General features: G+C 68.6%; 15 protein-coding genes. 8 read left to right on the forward strand and 7 right to left on the reverse strand.

The features are described from left to right. Positions 1 to 49 precede the first annotated feature (49 nt). From FBZ90_RS18715 to FBZ90_RS18725, 3 genes are all read right to left on the reverse strand, one after another. Positions 50 to 1,447: a PepSY-associated TM helix domain-containing protein gene (locus FBZ90_RS18715; protein ID WP_211102162.1), complete on the reverse strand. Its 1,398-nt coding sequence runs from the start codon at positions 1,445 to 1,447 to the stop codon at positions 50 to 52. 57 nt (positions 1,448 to 1,504) lie between these two features. Then, positions 1,505 to 3,925 carry a TonB-dependent receptor family protein gene (locus tag FBZ90_RS18720; RefSeq protein WP_145734501.1) on the reverse strand — a complete coding sequence of 807 codons (2,421 nt, stop codon included), beginning with the start codon at positions 3,923 to 3,925 and terminating at the stop codon, positions 1,505 to 1,507. A 150-nt stretch (positions 3,926 to 4,075) separates the two neighbouring features. Beyond that, positions 4,076 to 4,564, reverse strand: a complete 489-nt coding sequence (locus FBZ90_RS18725) for a hypothetical protein (RefSeq protein WP_145734502.1) — start codon at positions 4,562 to 4,564, stop codon at positions 4,076 to 4,078. A gap of 250 nt (positions 4,565 to 4,814) precedes the next feature. Here FBZ90_RS18725 and FBZ90_RS18730 point away from each other — a divergent pair, with 250 nt between their 5' ends. After that, positions 4,815 to 5,687: a hypothetical protein gene (locus FBZ90_RS18730; RefSeq protein ID WP_145734503.1), complete on the forward strand. Its 873-nt coding sequence runs from the start codon at positions 4,815 to 4,817 to the stop codon at positions 5,685 to 5,687. 16 nt (positions 5,688 to 5,703) lie between these two features. Here FBZ90_RS18730 and FBZ90_RS18735 read toward each other — a convergent pair whose 3' ends face one another. The 4 genes from FBZ90_RS18735 to FBZ90_RS18750 are packed head-to-tail and all read right to left on the reverse strand — an operon-like array spanning position 5,704 to position 10,770. Next, the gene (locus tag FBZ90_RS18735; RefSeq protein ID WP_246130492.1) at positions 5,704 to 9,021 is read right to left on the reverse strand and encodes an efflux RND transporter permease subunit; all 3,318 of its coding nucleotides are present in this window, start codon (positions 9,019 to 9,021) and stop codon (positions 5,704 to 5,706) included. After that, positions 9,018 to 10,046, reverse strand: coding sequence for an efflux RND transporter periplasmic adaptor subunit (locus tag FBZ90_RS18740; RefSeq protein WP_186455910.1), 1,029 nt, complete (start codon positions 10,044 to 10,046; stop codon positions 9,018 to 9,020). Before FBZ90_RS18740 ends, FBZ90_RS18735 begins: the two co-directional genes overlap by 4 nt. A gap of 31 nt (positions 10,047 to 10,077) precedes the next feature. Beyond that, complete coding sequence (locus FBZ90_RS18745; RefSeq protein WP_145734505.1) at positions 10,078 to 10,401, reverse strand: rhodanese-like domain-containing protein; 324 nt, start codon at positions 10,399 to 10,401, stop codon at positions 10,078 to 10,080. A gap of 36 nt (positions 10,402 to 10,437) precedes the next feature. Continuing rightward, positions 10,438 to 10,770 carry an ArsR/SmtB family transcription factor gene (locus FBZ90_RS18750; RefSeq protein WP_145734506.1) on the reverse strand — a complete coding sequence of 111 codons (333 nt, stop codon included), beginning with the start codon at positions 10,768 to 10,770 and terminating at the stop codon, positions 10,438 to 10,440. A 315-nt stretch (positions 10,771 to 11,085) separates the two neighbouring features. Here FBZ90_RS18750 and FBZ90_RS18755 point away from each other — a divergent pair, with 315 nt between their 5' ends. The 7 genes from FBZ90_RS18755 to cydB are packed head-to-tail and all read left to right on the forward strand — an operon-like array spanning position 11,086 to position 17,436. Continuing rightward, positions 11,086 to 12,363 carry an NAD(P)/FAD-dependent oxidoreductase gene (locus FBZ90_RS18755; protein WP_145734507.1) on the forward strand — a complete coding sequence of 426 codons (1,278 nt, stop codon included), beginning with the start codon at positions 11,086 to 11,088 and terminating at the stop codon, positions 12,361 to 12,363. 23 nt (positions 12,364 to 12,386) lie between these two features. Beyond that, positions 12,387 to 12,590, forward strand: a complete 204-nt coding sequence (locus tag FBZ90_RS18760; protein ID WP_145734508.1) for a YgaP family membrane protein — start codon at positions 12,387 to 12,389, stop codon at positions 12,588 to 12,590. Positions 12,591 to 12,610: 20 nt separating this feature from the next. Next, the gene (locus tag FBZ90_RS18765) at positions 12,611 to 14,089 is read left to right on the forward strand and encodes an efflux transporter outer membrane subunit (protein WP_145734509.1); all 1,479 of its coding nucleotides are present in this window, start codon (positions 12,611 to 12,613) and stop codon (positions 14,087 to 14,089) included. A gap of 23 nt (positions 14,090 to 14,112) precedes the next feature. Continuing rightward, positions 14,113 to 14,481, forward strand: a complete 369-nt coding sequence (locus FBZ90_RS18770; protein WP_145734510.1) for a carboxymuconolactone decarboxylase family protein — start codon at positions 14,113 to 14,115, stop codon at positions 14,479 to 14,481. A 32-nt stretch (positions 14,482 to 14,513) separates the two neighbouring features. Continuing rightward, positions 14,514 to 14,720: a cytochrome oxidase putative small subunit CydP gene (gene cydP, locus FBZ90_RS18775; RefSeq protein WP_145734511.1), complete on the forward strand. Its 207-nt coding sequence runs from the start codon at positions 14,514 to 14,516 to the stop codon at positions 14,718 to 14,720. Then, positions 14,720 to 16,285, forward strand: a complete 1,566-nt coding sequence (locus FBZ90_RS18780; RefSeq protein ID WP_186455918.1) for a cytochrome ubiquinol oxidase subunit I — start codon at positions 14,720 to 14,722, stop codon at positions 16,283 to 16,285. The genes cydP and FBZ90_RS18780 overlap by 1 nt, the downstream gene beginning before the upstream one ends. An 11-nt stretch (positions 16,286 to 16,296) precedes the next feature. Continuing rightward, positions 16,297 to 17,436 (forward strand): cytochrome d ubiquinol oxidase subunit II, encoded by a 1,140-nt coding sequence (gene cydB, locus FBZ90_RS18785; protein ID WP_145734513.1) that lies wholly within the window; start codon positions 16,297 to 16,299, stop codon positions 17,434 to 17,436. The last annotated feature ends 18 nt before the right edge of the window (positions 17,437 to 17,454 follow it).

Genomic DNA, 17,454 nt, shown 5'->3' on the forward strand with positions numbered 1-17,454 from the left:
GCCGGCCTGGGTGGGGTGACGTCGCCCAGGCCGCCTGTTCCGTGCCCGGTCAGGCCGGCAGCCCCAGCCAGTCCCGCGCCGCCGGCAGGCGCCGCAGCACCAGACGCTCCACCGCCAACACCACGATGAGGGAAGCGCCCAACAGAGGCAGGAACACCCCCAGCGCGACCAGCAGGGTCGCGAACATCAGCGGCGCGCGGGCCGGCTGTCGCGAGGCGCGGGTGGCGGGCGGCGCCCCCAGCGCCATGGCCGGCCGCCGGCGCAGCCACAGCACTACCGAGCTGACGGCCAGGGTGATCAGGCTGAGCGCGGTGAAGACGCCCAGGGCCTGGTTCAGCCAGCCGAACAGATGCCCCTCATGCGCCGCGACACCGATGCCCACCATCCGGTCCACCCAATGCCGCTGGCTGAAATCCACCCGCTTCAGCAACTGGCCGTCAGTGCTGAGCGTCAGGTCGGTGCGCAGGGGGCGGTTCTGGGCATCCGACTTCGCCGTCCAATACCCGCCCGGCTGGCGCGGCGGGGAGATCAGCACCGGCGGCGCCAGGTTCAGGGGGGCCACCGTGGCGGCCAGGGCGTCCAGGGGCGCGTAATCCGTCAGGCCGGCCGGGGCGTGGCCATGATGGCCGGCATGCTCGTCACCGCCAGCCGCACCGCCATTCATGGCCAGACGCTCCGCCAATTCGCCGGATCGGCCGGTGGTCCAGTCCTGCTTGACCACGGCGGTGCCGGTGATCTGGCGGATTTCCTTGAAGTAGGCGCCCCAGTTCTTGGACCAGGGCAGGCCGCTCAGCAGCAGGAACAGGGCGAAGAACGATACCCACAGGCCGGCGACGGCATGCAGGTCCCGCCAGAATGTGCGCCTACCCCGGCCCAGACGGGGGTAGAGCACGCCGGCCAGGCCATCCGCCTGGCGGGGCCACCACAGGTAAAGCCCGGTCAGGATCATGACGATGGCCCAGGACGCCGCCATCTCCACCACGAAGGACCCCTTGTCCCCCATCATCAACTCGCCATGCAGGCGGAAGATGATGCGCATCAGGCGGTCATCCTCGCTGACCACCTTCAGGATGGCCAGGGTCTGTGGGTGGACATAGACCCGGAACTGCTCCGTTCCCCGTCCGACGATGACGCGGGTGGCGGCGTTTGGGGCCTTGGGCAGCTCATAGGCGTTCAGCACCCCGCCCGGTACCGCCGCCACACCCGCCCGCGCCTGGTCGGCCGCGCAGGCCCAGGGCCCGGTGATGGTCAGGGTGTCATAGGGCCGGTCGATCAGCGCCTCCACCTGCGGCTTGAACAGGTAAAGCGCGCCGGTCAGCGACAGCCAGACGATGAAGGGGATGCAGAACAGCCCGGCATAGAAGTGCCAGCGCCACACCGCCCGCAGGTCCAGCCAGGGGCGACGGCTGGCGGTCATCGCCGGGTCGGGAAGGGCTTCGATGCTCATCTCGTGTTTCTCCCCCGTGGGCTTCCACCCACGGGGCCTCTGCTCGGGGTGGGTGGGTCAGAATTTCACGCGGACGCCGCCGATCACGGTGCGGGGGGACCCCGCCCAGATCGACCCGGTGCTGGCCGCCAGGGTACCGGCGCCGTTCTGCCCGCCCGCCGCGCTCAAGGTGTCGGTGATGTTGGAGGCGGAGGCGACGTAGGTTTCATCGAACACGTTGCGCACCTCCACATACAGGCGCAGGCCCGCCAGCCCCGGGGCCGACGGTTCGTAATGCAGGTTCACGTTCACCAGGTCGTAGCCGGGCGCCTTCAGCAGGTTGGCGTTGTCCAGGTAGAAGGCGGCGCGGTGGTTGACCTCGACGAAGCCGCCCAGGCCTTTCAAGGCGCCGCTGGGCTGGTCATAGGCCACGCGGGCGTTGAGGTAGGAGGGCATGACGCCGGGTATCTTGTTGCCCGAGCGGTTGAAGGCGGCGGAGCGCGCGCCCGTGCTCAGCACCTCGACATACTCGTCGTAATACTGGTCATCCAGCAGATAGGCCGCCGACAGCCGCGCGCCGGGCAGGGCGTCGGGCAGAGGCTGCCACTCGGCCGACACCTCGATGCCGCGATGGATGGAGGAGGGGGCGTTGAAGGTGAAGGTCTGCAGGTTGGCGCCGGCCGATTGCGACACCAGCTCGTTGGAGAAGAACTCATAGAAGCCGGTGATGGCTGTCTTCAGGGATGGTGCCGGGGTCCATTCGGCACCCAGGTCGACACCGACGTTGGACTGCGGCTTCAACTGGGTGTTGTTGCCGAAGGTCCCTTGCTGCGTCACGAACAGGTTGCCGGACTGGGGCGTGCCATAGCCGGTGGCGACGCGCGCGTGCAGCCGCCAATCGCTGTCGGGCCGATAGACCAGCGACGCCTCCGGCGCGACGTTGAAGAAGGTGCGCTGGGCCCGGATCAGCGTCGTGGTGACATTGCCGCCCGCGGGGTAGGCGTAGGCGGTCTGCAGGGCGTCGATGTCGGTGTAATCGCCGCCGACGCCCGCCACCACGGTCCACTGCGGCGCCAGCGCCACCTCTTCCCGCAGGCGGGCGCCCAGATTGTAGTGGTGGCCGAAGATGGTCTGTGTCAGGGCCCCCAGGGTGCCGCCACCGCCAACGGCCGTGGGCGGCGCCAGGTTGTAGCTGTAGGAGTTCAGGTCCTCATAATTGAAGGACAGGCCGGCGAAGTGGGTGGCCTCCAGGCCCAACACCCGGGCGTGGGCCGTCACGTCGCTCATCAGGTTGAAGGACGGGATGGTGCCCCGGGCGCTGGTGGGGCTGGTCGGCTGGTTATAGTCCCGGTTGTCGAAAACGAACTGGGTGCGCCAGACGGTGTCGGTGTCGATGTCATGCTCCCACCGCGCGCCGACGATGGTGCGGCGGTCGTGCCGTCCCAGGCCCGCCTGGTCGGGGCTCAAGGTCAGCTTGGCGCCGTTGACGCCGTTGGCATAGACGCTGACCCCGGCGCAGCTGGCCGCCGCCAGGGCGGCGCACCCGGCCTGATAGGGGTTCTGGTTGAACTGGTTCAGCGACAGCCGCAGGGACAGGTTGGTGTCCAGGTCGTTGTTGACCAGCTTCACCGTGATCCGGTCGTTGGGGCCGGCATCGAAGGTGGCCAGCAGGTTTTCCGTCGTGGTGTTGAAGGAGCTGTGGGCGGTGGTGCCATTGCCGCGCACATGGCTGCCGAATAGGCTGTAGTCGAACGTGTCGTATTGCGCGCCGGCGGTGGCATAGACGTTGACGTAGCCGTGATCGCCGATGTCCGTTCCCGCCTCGGCCCCGTTGATGTCGGCGCCGCTCCGCGTGCGGAAATTGATGGCGCCGCCGGTGGCGTAGTTGCCGTACAGGGCGGAGGAGGGGCCCTGGATCACATCGATCCCGGCATAGGCGTGCGGGTCGGTCAGGTCGGTGCGGGACAAGCCGTCCGGCTGGGTGACGGGGAAGCCGTCCTCGAACACCTGGACATTGCGGATGCCGAAGGTCTGCCGCTCGTTCGATCCCCGCACGGACACCGACACGTCGCGCGGGCCGTTGCCCTGCAGCATGGTGACGCCCGGCGTCAGGGACAGGATATCGGCGACGGAGAAGGCCGGGCTGTTCTTGAACTGGTCACGGCTGACCGTGCCCATGGTCTGGCCGGCGGGCTGGTCGGCGACACGCCGCGCGGTCCGCTCGGCGGTCACCAACACCTCGTGCTGAAGCGATGGCGCCGCCGTGGCCGGGCTAGCCGTGGTGGCCGGCGCCGCGTCTTCGGCATCGAGGGCCGCCAGTGCGGCCTGGACCTGGTCCAACTGGTGTTGCAGGGCCGCCCGTCGTTCGGCCTTGGTTGCCGGTGCCGCCTCGGCGCTTTGGACGGTTTGGGCCTTGGCGGGGGTGATTGAGGCCACGGATAGGGCGATGGCGGCCGGCAGCGCGATGGCGCCGCCGGTCCTGGGTCGGGAACGGAACACGGGATGACTCTCCTGCGACCGCCTAAAAGGCGTCCCTAGGGACGTTCCAGAGGGCGGCCAAGACGTGTTCACGGCAGCGATCAGGCGCGCCGGAACACGAGCGATGACGAGAAGACCGGCCCACAGGGGGCCGGATGGGATCGGGTCAGGTCAGGAGAAGATAGGCGGCGGCCCTCGGGCTAACCGCGTGCCCGGTGGCCGGGGGCGGGGCCATGGCGCCGACAGGGCGGGGGCCCAGCCGGGGGCGCGGGGCTGGGTGGGCAGGACCAGGATGACCGCCAGCAGGCCCACCGCCAGGGCCGCGACCGCCGCGAACACGCAGGGCGCGTCCATGCCGTGACCGGCATGGTCCCCATGGTGATGCATGCCGGGATTGGCCAGCATCGCCTGGGTCATGGCCGGGTCGGCCATCATCGTCTTGGCCATCAGGGCGTCGGTCATCACCGACAGGGCGTCATGCACGCTGTCACACAGGATGACCGCGCTGGCGCCCGGCTCCCCCGCGTGCGGATTGGGCATGTAGCCGGCCGGGATCAAGCCGCGCAGCAACAAGGCCAGCGCCAACAGCCAGACCCAGCGCCGGGGCTGGCGCCCCTGCGGCAAAAGTCCTCTGGCGCGGTGGTGGCGACGCGGTTGCATAAGGTTCCTGATATGAAAGCGGGGCGGTGCCTGTCAATGCGCATGTCCCCCGGGAGCATGTCCGCCAACCTAGCGCCCGGCGCGGCTCTCAAGCTTTGGCCGTTCCGGGAAGGGGGGCGGGGATGAGCCGCGTATCGGCCTCCCTCTGGTCTATCCGATTCCGAGCTGAAGTTTCAGATCTGCCAGCACACGACCTGCCTTGGCGATGGTAGCCTCGCCGGATGAGGCCCTCGTCCAAGGACGGACCTATTTGCTGAATTTGCTCAAGCGTGGCGGGGCCGCCGCCGCCCGGCAGTGGCGCTTATGCGCCCTGTCGATATGGATTTCCCTCCGGCGTGGACCGGCCGCGCTCCGCCGGTGCTATCCCCTTTTCCTGGCGGGCTGGTTGATCCTTGCCACCCAGGGACTGACATCCGTTCACCTCAAACTGCTTGGGCAGCCCCAAAGCCAGGTATGGCAGGATTGGCACGTCGCGTTCCTCTGGGTGTTCAAGGATCTTGGTCTTTCACTGGTTGGCCTTGCGGCGATGCGCGGCGTGCTCGGAGGCCGCTCGAACCGTATAGTCGGGTTCGCGCTCTGGTTCTTCGTTCTGACGGAACTGGAAATGTTTGTGGTGGATCCCGGCCTGGACTGGCTGGGCGATTACCTCGGAGATGGCTTGGCGCAGGTTTTTAAATCATACCTGCGCCCTGTCGATCTCAGGGCCTGGCCTGAACTCGCTTGGCTGGGGCTTACCACATTTGTTTCGCTATATGTTACTGGCCGGTTCGCGCTGGTATTTCCTTGCCTTGCGATTGGCCGGGTACGCGTTCGTGGTTGGCGCGCGACCCTTCTTGAAATCTGGGCGCTCAGTCGGGGCAGGGCCTTGGCGCTGGGCTTGATGCCGTTTGTTGTCGCGCTGCCGCTCCTGCCGCCGCATTTGCAGCTCAATCGTTGGGCCGATGGCGACAGCCTTACCGGCATAACCTCCCTTGGGATGCTTCTGGACGCCGGGATCGAGGCTGTTATCCAGGGTATGGGCAGCGCCGTCGTCGCTACCGCCTTGCTTATTCGCCTTCGGGAGCGTCGGGACGAAAGAAAACGGCCGGGCGACGTTCCGGGGCACGATCCCTTGCTACGTTAAGCCCAAGGCCGCCCGCTCATGCGGACGGCTTCGGGGTTGGCACCTTGTCCGCGTCGCGCAGGACCACGTAAATGGCGGGGATGACCAGCACTGTCAGCAGGGTGGAGGAGGCGAGGCCGAACAGCAGGGATATCGCCAGCCCTTGGAAAATGGGGTCCAGCAGGATGGTCAGGGCGCCGATCATGGCGGACAGTGCCGTCAGCAGGATGGGCTTGAAGCGCACCGCCCCGGCCTGCAGCAGGATGGCGCGCAGGGGTTGGCCCGTTTCCGCCGCCCGCGCCGACCCGTGGCGGATGAAATCCACCAGCAGGATGGAATTGCGCACGATGATGCCGGCCAGCGCGATGAAGCCGATCATCGAGGTGGCGGTGAAGGGCGCGCCGAACAGCCAATGCCCCAGCACGATGCCGATCAGGGTCAGGGGGATGGGCGTCAGGATGACCAGCGGCAGGCGGAAGCTGCCGAACTGCGCCACCACCAAAATATAGATGCCCAGGATGGCCACGCCAAAGGCCGCCCCCATGTCGCGGAAGGTGACGTAGGTGATCTCCCACTCCCCATCCCACAGCAGGGTGGGCTTGGACTCGTCGGTCGGCTGGCCGTGGAAGGCGATGGCGGGCGGGGGCAGCGCGCCCCAGTCGGCGGCGCGGATGGCGTCGTCCACGGCGAAGATGCCGTAGATCGGCGCCTCGAACGCCCCGGCCAGTTCCGCCGTGACCATGTCCGCGTAATGGCCGTCGCGGCGGTACAGGGCGGGCGACCCGGCCTCGGTCTCCACATGGATCACCTGGTCCAGCGCCACGACGCCCGCGGCACCCGCATGCCGGGTCGCCGCAATGGGGGTGGCCAGCAGTCGCGCCGTCCAGGCGCGGTCGGCCTTGGGCAGGGCGACCACCAGTTCCTGGGGCCGCCGCTCATCCCCCCGGCGGACATAGCCCAGGGGCATGCCGCCCAGCAGGTGGCGCAGGCTGTCGCGCACGCCCGCCTCATCGACGCCGTAATAGTCCAGCTTGTCGCGGTCGATGACCACATGCAGACGCGGCTGGGGCTTGCCATAGGAATCGTCGATGTCGACGATATAGGGCACCTGGGCGAACAGGCCCTTCACCTTTTCCGCCACCGCCCGCCGGGTGGCGGCATCGGGGCCATAGATTTCCGCCAGCAGGGTGGCCATGACCGGCGGCCCGGGCGGCACCTCCACCACCTTGGCGACGGCGCCGGCGGGCAGGGCTAGGCCCGCCAGCCGCCGCCGGAGTTCCAGGGCGATGGCGTGGCTGCTGCGCGCCCGGTCGCCCTTGGGCGCCAAGTTCACCTGCAGCTCGCCCAGTTCGGGCGCCTGGCGCAGGTAATAGTGGCGGACCAGGCCGTTGAAGTTGAAGGGGGCCGCCGTACCGGCATAGATCTGCTGCGACCGCACCTCGGGCAGGCCGCCCGCCACGGTGGCGATGGCTTGCAGGCTGCGCTCCGTGTCTTCCAGCGTGGCGCCCCGGGGCAGGTCCAGCACCACGTCCAGTTCCGACTTGTTGTCGAAGGGCAGCAGCTTGACCGTCACGCCCTTGGTGGCGAACAGGCCGCATGCCAGCACCGTGGCCACGCCCACGGCGGCCAGGAAGAAGCCGGCCCGCCGCCGGCTGGCGACCACGGGTGCGGCCAGGCGCAGGTACATCCGGCCCAGCTCCCCGCCATCGGCGTGATCGCCGTGGGCGTGCCCATCCTCCCCCTTGCCCCGGCGCCAGCGCGCCAGGCGCAGCATCAGCCAGGGGGCGATGACCATGGCGACGAAGAAGGAAAACACCATGGCGGCGGAGGCGTTGGCCGGAATGGGCGCCATGTAGGGCCCCATGAGGCCGGAGACGAACAGCATGGGCAGCAGGGCCGTCACCACCGTCAGGGTGGCGACGATGGTGGGGTTGCCCACCTCCGCCACCGCGTCGATGGTGGCCCGCACCCGGTCACGGCCGTCGCGCATGGCCCAGTGGCGGGCGATGTTCTCCACCACCACGATGGCATCGTCCACCAGGATGCCGATGGCGAAGATCAGGGCGAACAGGCTGACGCGGTTGATGGTGTAGCCCATCAGTTCCGCCGCGAAGAGGGTCAGCAGGATGGTCACGGGGATCACGACCAGCGTCACCACCGCCTCGCGCCAGCCGATGGCCAGGCGGATCAGCACGACGATGGACAATGTGGCGATGCCCAGGTGCAGCAGCAGCTCGTTGGCCTTCTCGTTGGCCGTCTCGCCATAGTCGCGGGTGATGCGCACGGTCACGTCATCGGGGATCAGGCGGCCCTTCAGCTGTTCCACCCGCTCCAGGATGGCCTGGGACACCACCACCGCGTTGGCGCCGGCGCGCTTGGCCAGGGCCAGGGTGACGGCCGGGGTCTGCTGCCAGGCGCCATCCGATGCGCCATTGGGGGCGCCATTGGGGTCCGCCGCCCGCGACAGGTCCCAGACGCGATGCTCCGTGTCTGCCGGGCCCACCACCACGCGGGCGACGTCGCGCACATAGATGGGTCGGCCGTCGCGGGTGGTCAGCAGCAGCTGGCCGATGTCGGGCACGCCCACCAGGCTGTGCCCGGTCACGACGTCACGCTGCACGCCCGCATCCCGCACGGCACCCGCCAGGCCGCTGCCGTTGGCGGCGCGCAGGCGGGCCGCCAGTTCCTCCAGGGTGACATGGTTTTGCGCCAGACGGTCCAGGTCCGGCTCCACCCGTACTTGTCCGGGCACCCCGCCGGCCAGGTAGGTCAGGCCAATGTCATCCACCTTCACCAGTTCCAGGCGCAGCTTCTCCGCCAGGTCATACAGCGCCGCGTCGTTCCAGCGGCTGGCCCCGCGGCTGGCCCAGTGGGCGGCCGGGTCCGGCTTGGGCGTCAGGGTCAGGGTGACGATGGCCACGTCGTTGATGCCGTGCTTCACGATCAGCGGCTCCGGCGTGCCCACCGGCAGCCGGTCATAGTTGCCGCGGATGCGCTCATGCACGCGCAGCACGGCGTCATCCTCGCTGGTGCCGACCTTGAAGCGGGCGGTGACCATGACCTGGTCGTCGCGTGTCTGGCTGTAGACGTGCTCCACCCCGTTGATGCCCTTGACGATGGCCTCTAGCGGCAGGGTCAAATGCTCCGCCGCGTCCTGGGCGCGCAGGCCGTCGGCGTCGACGATGACATCCACCATGGGCACGCTGATCTGCGGCTCCTCCTCCCGGGGGATGGTCAGCAGCGCCAGCAGGCCGACCGCCAGCGCCGCCAGCAGGAACAGGGGCGTCAGCGGTGAATGCAGGGTTGCCCGGGTCAGGCGGCCGGAAAGGCCCAACGGAATGGCGTCACCCGTCATGGCTTCACCACCACGTCGCCGGCATGCAGGCCGGACAGCACCTCGACCAGCGCCATTTGGCCCGCCGTTGCGGGATGAAGCGCGCCGCGCTGCACCGGCACCTCGCTGACATGCCCCCCGCCATCGCGCAGGTGGGCGTAATCCATACCGAAGCGGGTGATGAGATAGTCGGCGGGAAGCAGGATGCCTTGGCGGTGTCCGTCCGGCACCCAGGCGCGCACCCGTCCGCCGATGAGAGCGCCCGCCAGGCCGGGGGCGGCGGCGTCGATCACCACGGCCCCGTCCTCGACCCGGGGATAAACCAGGCTGACGGTGGCGGTGAGCGGGCCGGTGGTGGCGATATCGTCCACGCGAACCACGTCCCCGGCCTTCAGGGGGATGCCGGCGCTTTGGGGTAGCCGCAGGCGGACGACCGCCGGATCGGTGGCGACCTGGGCCAGCGCCTCGCCGGCCATCATCTCCGTGCCGGTGGCAACCGCGATGTGCACGACCCGGCCCGCCGTGGGGGCCAGCACCTGGGTCTCGGTTACACGCTGGGTCAGAACCCCCCGTTCGGCTTCCGCCGCGCGCAGGGCCTCGGCAGCGGCGGAGGCCGCCGTCTGCAGGGCTTCGAGCTGGGCTTGGCTGGTGACCCCTTGTCCGACCAGCGGCTGGTTGCGCGCCACGTCCTGGCGGGCCTGCGCCAGCCGGGCCTTCGCCTCCTCTACCCGCGCGTCGGCGCCGGTCTTCTGCGCCAGCAGCTTGGCGTCCTTCAGGACGGCCAGCACTTGGCCCGCGGTGACCGTGTCCCCTTCCCGGACCAGAAGGCTGGCTACCGTGCCGCCGCTCCGGACCCGGGCCGGGACGGTCTTCGTGCCTTCGATGGTCGCGGCGACCGGCCTCTGGTCCACGATGGTGGTCAGCGCCACGGTCAGGGGGGCATCGCCGTGAAGGGCGGTTTCCGCGGCCATGGCCGTGGCGGACACCGCCGCGCAGGCCAGGGCAAGGGCCAGGGGAGCGATGGCCAAGGTGAGGGGCGCGCGCATGGGGCCGTCCTTCGGGATTGGTGTGGAACGGTCAGCGCGTGGTGGGCAGGCCGGCAGCCTTCCAGGCCATGATGCCGCCCTCGACATGGCCGCAGCACGGCACGCCAACCGCGCGGCACTTGGCCATGGCGGTGGCGGACCGCTTGCCGGAGCCGCAGTGCAGGATGACGGCGGGCCCGCCCTGGGGCAGGGCGTCGGGGGTGAAGCTGGACAGCGGATGCAGTGCGGCGCCCGGAATGCGCTCAAGGGCGTGTTCACCCGCCTCGCGGACGTCGATCAGGATGGCGTGGCCATCCCGGACCAGGCCGTGGGCGGTGACGGGGTCAAGGTCAAGATAGGCGTCGCGGGCGATCATGACGGGGGTTCCTGAAGAAGCGCGCCCGCCCAGGAATCAATCAGGCCGGGGCGGCTCACACGCGGGGTTGGGGGGACAGTAGTGGCGGTACAGCACCTCCAGCACCTGGCGGGCAGGTTCGCTGGTGATGGAATACCAAATGGTCTGTCCGTCGCGGCGGGCGCCCACCAGCCCCTCGCGCCGCAAAAGCGCCAGGTGCTGGGACACCGTGGAATCCCGGATGCCGAGAAAGTCCGCCAACTCACCCACCGACCGTTCCCCGCCCACCAACTGGCAGACGATGAGCAGGCGCGTGCGGTGGGCCAGCGACTTCAGCAACTCGGCGGCCTGTTCCGCCGCTTCGGACATCAACTGGGCGTCTAAGGTCATCGGGGTGTTCCTGGTGACGAATGGGCCTGGGGCCTTCTGCTTGCCAGAGGGCGCCCCCCGAGGCAATGACCGGACGCCTGAACCTATAAATCTTCGTAGTTGCGTATATTCGATAACGCGAATATAACCACCCCATCAGCGTTCGGCAAGGGCCTTCGAACGCCGCCGTCGATCCAGGTTGCGCCAGGTCATTGCCCGGATACGCGCGGTGGCGCTGCTGGGCGGTACCTCGACGGTGCCAGCATGAACGACATCAGGCCGTCCCCCATTGATCCGGCGCAGGCGTCGCCAGGGGGGTATCGGGAGGAAGGATGTATGGCGAACATCGTGATCATGGGCGCGGGCCTCAGCGGTACGCTGATGGCCTATGAGGTCGCCCAGGAACTGCGCGCGGAGGACAGGGTGACCCTGGTGGGCCAGGGGCGGCATTATCACTTCGTGCCATCGAACCCCTGGGTGGCCGTGGGGTGGCGCGACCGCGCCGATATCGAGGTCGACCTGCAGCCTGTCATGGCGCAGAAGAAGATCGGGTTCGAGACGGCCGGGGTCCGTCGCGTCCATCCGGCCGAGAACCGGGTTGAGTTGGAGGATGGCCGGTCGTTGTCCTACGACTATCTGATCGTCGCTACCGGGCCCGACTTGGCCTTCGATGAAATCCCCGGTTTCGGTCCCGAGCACCACACGCAATCCATCTGCCAGGTCAGCCACGCCCAGCAGGCGTATGCCGCCTTCGACCGCTTCTGTGAAAAGCCGGGGCCCGTCGTCGTTGGCGCGGCGCAGGGCGCCTCCTGCTTCGGCCCGGCCTATGAATTCGCCATGCTGGTGGACACCGAACTGCGCCGCCGCGGTCTGCGCGATCGGGTACCCATGACCTTCGTGACGTCGGAACCCTATATCGGTCATCTGGGTCTGGACGGTGTGGGTGACACCAAGAGCACGCTGGAACACGAACTGCGCCAGCGGCACATCAAGTGGATCACCAGCGCCCGGGTGACCGGGGTCGGCCCCGACACCCTGACGGTGGAAGAGGTGGGGCCGTGCGGCGCGGTCGTCGCCACCCATACCCTGCCCCATGCCTATTCCATGCTGCTGCCGGCCTTTCGCGGTGTGGGGGCGGTTCGCGGGCTGGAGGGGCTGGTCAATCCCCGCGGCTTCGTCCTCACCGACGAATTCCAGCGCAATCCCGCGTTTCCCAACGTCTTCGCCGTCGGCGTCTGTGTCGCCATCCCGCCCATCGGGCCGACGCCCGTGCCGGTGGGCGTGCCCAAGACGGGTTTCATGATCGAATCCATGGTGACGGCGACGGCGCACAACATCGGCGCCTTGCTGCGGGGCGAGGCGGTGCGGTGGAAGCCGACACTGCATGCCATTTGCCTGGCCGATTTCGGCGATCGCGGCGTCGCCTTCGTGGCTCAGCCACAAATCCCCCCACGCAACGTCAACTGGTCCTCCGAAGGCAAATGGGTGCACGTGGCCAAGGTCGCCTTCGAGAAATACTTCATCGGCAAGGTCCGCCGCGGCACCAGCGAGCCTTTCTTCGAACGCTTCGTTTTGAACCGGCTGAACATCCACAAGATGAAGCCGGCTGAGTAACCCCTTTCCCAGGAGTGTCCCCCATGAACATCGACCGCTCCATCCTCTCTTTCGCCGGCTTCATGGTGCTGCTCAGCCTCCTGCTGGGGTGGCTGGTCAGCCCCTATTGGCTGCTGCTGACGGCCTTCGTCGGCGCCAACCTGCTGCAGGCGGGTTTCACCGGCTTCTGTCCCGCCGCCTTGATCCTGAAGCGCCTGGGGGTCAAGCCCGGCTGCGCCTTCCACTGAGCCGTCGGGAGGGAAACCCCATGCGCTCCGCCGCCCGCCGATCCCTTCTGATCCCCGGCCTTTGCTTGGTCCTGGCGGGCTGCGCGGTCGGGCCTGACTTCCGCCAGCCGGACGCCCCCGCCACGACCGCCTACACCCCGTCGCCCGCGCCGGTCCCCGCCAAGCCGGGTGCGGCGGTGGGGATGGCGTGGTGGCGCGGTTTCGGATCACCCACCCTGGATGCCATCATCGACAAGGCGGCTAGTGACAACCTGACACTGGTGGCGGCGAAGGCCCGGCTGCGGGGCGTGCAGGAAATGGCGAACGCGTCGGCCGGGCGTTTCTGGCCCCAGGTTGACCTGGAGGGCGGCGTCGCCCGCAAGCGCGTCAACTTGGTCACCTTCGGCATGCAGGGACACTCCCCCATCTTCTACCTCTATTCGGTGGGGGCGACCATCAGCTACAGCCTGGACCTGTTCGGCGGCGACCGCCGGCAGGTGGAGGCGGATGACGCCAAGGCAGAGGCGGCGGCATACCGCACCGCCGCCGCCTACGTCATGGTGACGGGCAACACGGCGGTGCAGGCCGTCACCCTCGCCGCCGCGTCCGACGCCGCCCAGGCGACCGCCGCCGCGATTGATGCCGACCGCGAGGCGCTGGCGGCGGCGCGGGCCGGGCTTGCGGCCGGCGCCTTGCCCGGGACGGCGGTGACCGCCGCCGAGGCCCGCCTGGCGCAGGACGAGGCGCTGCTGCCCGATTTGCGGCAACGCGCGGCGGCCGCCCAGAACGCCTTGGCGGTGCTGGCCGGCGTGGCGCCGGCCGACTGGCGGTCCCCGCCGCTCAGCCTGGCGGACTTGGCGGCGCCGGCGAACCTGCCGCTCAGCCTGCCGTCCCAACTGGTGCGGCAGCGGCCCGACATCATGGCGGCGGAGGCGGACCTTCATGCCGCCAGCGCCGCCGTGGGCGTGGCCACCGCTAACATGTTCCCCCGCCTGCAACTGACCGCCGGCCTGGAGCAGGCGGCCGCCAGCACGGCCCTGTTCTGGAGCAGCGATTCCACCCAGGGCGGCGTGGCGGCGGGTGTGGTCGCGCCCCTGTTCCATGGCGGCGCCCTGAACGCCGCGCGCCATGCCGCCCAGGCCGATTATGAGGCCAGCACCGCCGATTATCGCCAGACGGTGCTGACCGCGTTCCAGCAGGTGGGCGACATCCTCATGGCGCTCAGCCACGACGGCGACGCCCTGGCCAGCGCTGAGCACGCCCTGGCGGCGGCGGCGGAGCAGCGCAACAGGATGCGGGCCGCCTTCGACCGGGGCGCCGTCAACCGCTTGGCGCTGCTGGCGGCGGAGCGGGACTGGAACCTGGCCGGCGCCCAGCGCGCCACCGTCCTGGGCCGCCGGTGGGCCGATGTGATCGGCCTGTACGTGGCCATGGGCGGCGATTGGCGGCACTGGGCCACCCAGGAGGCCACCCAGGCCGGTGACACCGCCGCGCCCACACCGCATACCTCTTTGAATTGATGGGACTTTGGGAGTGATAGACCATGTATCATGACTGGCCCGACCTTACGGCCACCCTGACCGGCGCCATCCGCGAGCTGCGGGGCGGGTCGCCCGAGGTGATGAAGTCCTTCTCCGCCATGGCGCGGTCGGCGTTGGAAGCCCGTGCGCTGGACACCAAGACCAAGGAACTGATCGCGCTGGCCATCGCCGTCGCCACGCGGTGCGACGGCTGCGTCGGCTTCCATGCCGAAGCGGCTCATCGCCAGGGCGCCAGCCGGGATGAGGTGCTGGAGACCATGGGCATGGCGATCTACATGGGCGCCGGCCCCTCGGTCATGTACGCGGCCCAGGCGCTGGAGGCGTTCGACCAGTTCGCCGGCCGGGCCGCGGCCAGCGATCCGGCAGCCTGACGGGCGCCGGTTCCAAAGGAAAGGAAAGACCCATGGCCCGGCAAACGGCACCGGCCCCGCTGACGGGGCGGATATTGCTGAAGCGGGTGCTGATGTTCACCGCGCTCAAGCTGGCCTTGATGGTCGCGCTGTTCTTCCTGTTCTTCTCACCGCCGCATCGGCCGACGGTCACACCCAGCGCGGTGGGATCGGCATTGTTCGATCCTCCGCCGGCCACGCGCAAGGACGAGGGGCCATGATGCCCGATATCGATGTCGTTTCGCTGTCACGCCTGCAGTTCGGGCTGACGGCCATGTACCATTTCCTGTTCGTGCCGCTGACCCTGGGCCTGTCCCTGCTGCTGGCCATCATGGAAAGCGTCTATGTCATGACGGGCCGGACCATCTGGCGCGACATGACCAAGTTCTGGGGCCTGCTGTTCGGCATCAACTTCGCCATGGGGGTGGCCACCGGCATCACCATGGAATTCCAGTTCGGCACCAACTGGGCCTATTACTCCCATTATGTGGGGGACATCTTTGGCGCGCCGCTGGCCATCGAGGGCTTGATGGCCTTCTTCCTGGAGGCGACGTTCATCGGCCTGTTCTTCTTCGGCTGGAACAGGCTTTCCGCCGTGGGGCACCTGGTCGTCACCTGGCTGGTGGCTCTGGGCAGCAACTTCAGCGCGCTCTGGATCCTGATCGCCAACGGCTGGATGCAACATCCGGTGGGGGCCACCTTCAACACCGACACCATGCGGATGGAGGTGGCGAACTTCGCCGATGTCATCTTCAACCCCGTCGCCCAGGACAAGTTCGTGCACACGGTCAGCGCCGGCTATGTCACCGGGGCCGTGTTCGTGCTGGCGGTCAGCGCGCTCTACCTCTTGCAGGGGCGGCACAAGGCTTTGGCCCGCCGCTCCATGACGGTCGCCGCCAGCTTCGGCCTGGCCGCATCGCTGTCCGTGGTCGTGCTGGGTGACGAAAGCGGCTACACCGCCGGGCAGAACCAGCGCATGAAGCTGGCCGCCATCGAAGCCATGTGGGAGACGGAGCCGGCGCCTGCGTCCTTCACCGTCATCGGCTTCCCTGACCAGGAAGGGCAACGTACCAACTATGCCGTCCGCATCCCCTACGTCATGGGCCTGATCGCCACCCGGTCGATCAGCGAGCCAGTCATGGGCATCAACCAGTTGGTGGAGGGGGCGGCAGACCGTATCCGCAGCGGCATGGTGGCGTACGAGGCGTTGCAGCGCCTGCGCCAGGATCGGGGTGACGCGGATGCCCGCGCCACCTTCGACGCCCACGTGCAGGACCTGGGATATGCCCTGCTGCTGAAGCGCTACACCCCCCTGGTGACCGATGCCACCGATGCCCAGGTGGCGGCGGCGGCCCGCGACACCGTTCCGAGGGTTGCGCCGCTGTTCTGGTCCTTCCGCGTCATGGTGGGGCTGGGCTTCTTCTTCATCGCCCTGTTCACCACCGCCTTCGTATTGTCGGCCCGCCGGCGGCTGGAGCATCCCCTGTTCCTCAAGGTCGCCGCCGCCGCCCTGCCGCTGCCGTGGGTGGCGGCGGAGCTGGGTTGGTACGTGGCGGAAGGCGGACGCCAGCCATGGACCATCGACGGCATCCTGCCGACCTTCCTGTCGGCGTCCAGCGTGCCCGCCTCCAATGTCTGGTTCAGCCTGGCCGGCTTCATCCTGTTCTACAGCGCGCTGGCGGTCATCGAACTGTACCTGATGGTCAAGGTCATCCGTCACGGGCCGCTGGCATCCGCACCGGCGCCGTCAGCGCCCCTTCACGCCGTCGTCACGGCCGGTGAATAAGGAAACATGCCATGTTGGACTATGAAACCTTGCGCCTGCTGTGGTGGGCCCTGCTGGGCGTCCTTCTGATCGGCTTCGCCATCATGGACGGCTTCGATTTGGGCGTCGCGGCCCTGCTGCCCATCCTCGGCCGGACCGACCTTGACCGCCGTGTCATGATCAATACCGTGGGCCCGGTGTGGGAAGGCAACCAGGTGTGGCTGATCCTGGGTGCTGGCGCCGTGTTCGCCGCTTGGCCGGCGCTCTACGCCACGGCCTTTTCCGGCTTTTACATCGCCATGTTCCTGGTGCTGTGCGCTCTGATCCTGCGGCCGGTGGGCTTCAAATTCCGGTCCAAGCTGGACGGGACCGCCTGGCGCCACGCCTGGGACACGGCGCTGGTGGTGGGCGGGGTGGTGCCGGCCGTGGTGTTCGGTGTCGCCTTCGGCAATGTGCTGCAAGGCGTGCCCTTCCACTTCGACACCGATTTGCGCGTCACCTACACGGGTGGCTTCTTCGGCCTGCTCAACCCCTTCGCCCTGCTGTGTGGCTTCGTCAGCCTGGCCATGGTGGTCATGCATGGTGCGGTTTATCTGGCGGTGAAGACGGACGGGGAAATCGCGGCGCGGGCGCGGGGTGTCGTGCCCTGGGCCGTTATCCTGCTGCTGGCGTTGTTCAGCCTGGCGGGGGCCTGGATCGCGGCGGGCATCGACGGCTACGCCATCACCAGCGCCCTGGTGCCCGATGGGCCCTCCAACCCGCTCATGAAATCGGTGGCCCGCGCGCCCGGCGCCTGGCTGGAAAACTACCACCGCTTCCCCATCAGCGTCGCCGTGCCGGCCCTGGGCTATGCCGGCGCCCTGGCGACCTGGGGCCTCGTCCGCGCTGGCCGTTCGGGCTTGGCCTTCATCACCTCTTCCCTGGCGGTGGCCGGGGTGGTGGGCACGGTGGGCGTCAGCGTCTTCCCCTTCCTGCTGCCCTCGTCCAGCAATCCCGCGTCCAGCCTGACGGTGTGGGATGCCTCGTCGTCGCCGGCGACGTTGCGGATCATGCTGGTGGCGGCGCTGATCTTCATGCCGTTGATCCTGGCCTACACCGCCTGGGTTTTTCGCGTGCTGCGCGGCCCCGTCCGGGCCCGGGACATCACCACCGATGGCGGCGCGTTCTACTGATTGCTGAAGGAGGAGCGA

It is taken from the genome of Nitrospirillum pindoramense (assembly GCF_007827955.1).
GTDB lineage: Bacteria > Pseudomonadota > Alphaproteobacteria > Azospirillales > Azospirillaceae > Nitrospirillum > Nitrospirillum amazonense_B.

Coding starts and splice junctions, on each gene's coding strand:
- FBZ90_RS18715 (WP_211102162.1), bottom strand. CDS start 1,447: ATGAGCATCGAAGCCCTTCCCGACCCGGCGATGACCGCCAGCCGTCGC.
- FBZ90_RS18725 (WP_145734502.1), bottom strand. CDS start 4,564: ATGCAACCGCGTCGCCACCACCGCGCCAGAGGACTTTTGCCGCAGGGG.
- FBZ90_RS18735 (WP_246130492.1), bottom strand. CDS start 9,021: ATGACGGGTGACGCCATTCCGTTGGGCCTTTCCGGCCGCCTGACCCGG.
- FBZ90_RS18740 (WP_186455910.1), bottom strand. CDS start 10,046: ATGCGCGCGCCCCTCACCTTGGCCATCGCTCCCCTGGCCCTTGCCCTG.
- FBZ90_RS18745 (WP_145734505.1), bottom strand. CDS start 10,401: ATGATCGCCCGCGACGCCTATCTTGACCTTGACCCCGTCACCGCCCAC.
- FBZ90_RS18750 (WP_145734506.1), bottom strand. CDS start 10,770: ATGACCTTAGACGCCCAGTTGATGTCCGAAGCGGCGGAACAGGCCGCC.
- FBZ90_RS18755 (WP_145734507.1), top strand. CDS start 11,086: ATGGCGAACATCGTGATCATGGGCGCGGGCCTCAGCGGTACGCTGATG.
- FBZ90_RS18760 (WP_145734508.1), top strand. CDS start 12,387: ATGAACATCGACCGCTCCATCCTCTCTTTCGCCGGCTTCATGGTGCTG.
- FBZ90_RS18765 (WP_145734509.1), top strand. CDS start 12,611: ATGCGCTCCGCCGCCCGCCGATCCCTTCTGATCCCCGGCCTTTGCTTG.
- FBZ90_RS18770 (WP_145734510.1), top strand. CDS start 14,113: ATGTATCATGACTGGCCCGACCTTACGGCCACCCTGACCGGCGCCATC.
- cydP (WP_145734511.1), top strand. CDS start 14,514: ATGGCCCGGCAAACGGCACCGGCCCCGCTGACGGGGCGGATATTGCTG.
- FBZ90_RS18780 (WP_186455918.1), top strand. CDS start 14,720: ATGCCCGATATCGATGTCGTTTCGCTGTCACGCCTGCAGTTCGGGCTG.
- cydB (WP_145734513.1), top strand. CDS start 16,297: ATGTTGGACTATGAAACCTTGCGCCTGCTGTGGTGGGCCCTGCTGGGC.